1 protein-coding gene is annotated in these 1,385 nt (G+C 48.2%); it reads left to right on the top strand.

Annotation, left to right across the window (positions count from 1 at the left end; translation table 11 throughout):
- A partial coding sequence (gene gppA, locus R7F67_RS24070; RefSeq protein WP_318057441.1) for a guanosine-5'-triphosphate,3'-diphosphate diphosphatase occupies positions 1-1,296 on the top strand: 1,296 nt, incomplete at its 5' end.
- Positions 1,297-1,385: the final 89 nt, after the last annotated feature.

Below are 1,385 nucleotides of genomic sequence, written 5' to 3'. Positions count from 1 at the left end.
AGTCTATTTGCGGAACGCTTGCAGGATATTCCTACACAAAACATTCGCATTGTCGGCACAGCGACTTTACGTACTGCCACCAATGTGGATGTATTTCTAGAGAAAGCGAACCAGATTCTGGGGCAGCCAATCGAAGTCATCTCTGGTGAAGAAGAAGCCGCCACTATCTATAAAGGTGTTGCCCACACATCAGGTGGTAGTGGTCGTCGCCTTGTGGTTGATATTGGTGGCGCGAGCACTGAGCTGATTATTGGCGAAGGTTTTGAAGCGAAAGCCCTCACCAGCCTAAAAATGGGCTGCGTGACATGGTTGGAGAACTTCTTTAAAGATCGCCAACTGAATGCCCGTAACTTCGAAGCTGCGATTGAAGGCGCAAAGCAAACCATCAAGCCAATCTTAGAACAGTACACCGATCTTGGTTGGGATGTGTGCGTAGGTGCATCTGGTACCGTTCAGGCGCTACAAGAAATCATGCTGGCGCAGGGTATGGACGAAGTAATTACTCACTCCAAACTTAAGCGTTTACAAAAGCAAGCCATGCTAGCCGATCATTTGGAAGAGCTCGACATCGAAGGTTTAACGCTTGAGCGTGCCTTGGTCTTCCCTAGCGGCCTGTCTATTCTTATCGCGATTTTCGAGTTACTTGAAATCGATGCGATGACACTCGCGGGCGGCGCACTGCGTGAAGGCTTGGTTTATGAAATGGTCGACGAGCTGCGTCAAAATGACATTCGTGCTCGCACCATTTGTAGCGTGCAAAGCCGTTATCAGCTTGATTGCCAATATGGTGAACAAGTGGCAACGCTGGCAGGTAAGCTTTTAGAGCAAGCCGGTGGCGATGAGTGGATTGCTGAGCCTCAAGGTAAAGTTCTGCTCGAAACCACAGCAAAATTGCACGAAATTGGCCTAACCATCGACTTTAAAAAAGGCGGTGAACATAGTGCTTACTTACTGCAAAACCTCGATTTGCCAGGCTATACACGTGCGCAGAAGTTCTTTATTGGTGAAATTGCACGCCGTTACCGCGAGCAGCTAAGCTCACTGCCAGAGCAACATGCTATATCTGGAACAAGTGCCAAACGCGTGCTGCGTTTGCTGCGTCTTGCGGTTCTACTGACCCACCGCCGCAACCCAAGCTTAGAACCACAAGTCGAGCTATTGGCTGAAGGTGATAAACTGACGTTGAGCATTGATGCGAAATGGCTAGAAGCTAACCCGCTTACAGCTGCTGAGTTAGAAATAGAATCGAACCGTCAAACAGACATTGGTTGGCCATTAACGATTACCGCTTGCTAATGATTGTTATCGAGTAAAAAGGCTCCTTATGGAGCCTTTTTGTTATTTGGCATTCCAATGCACAGTGCTTGGAGCTTTAGAACACCCAT

Origin of the sequence: Vibrio sp. YT-17 (assembly GCF_033337375.1) — a bacterium.
Classification (GTDB): domain Bacteria; phylum Pseudomonadota; class Gammaproteobacteria; order Enterobacterales; family Vibrionaceae; genus Vibrio; species Vibrio alginolyticus.
This window is presented reverse-complemented; position numbering and strand designations above follow the sequence as displayed.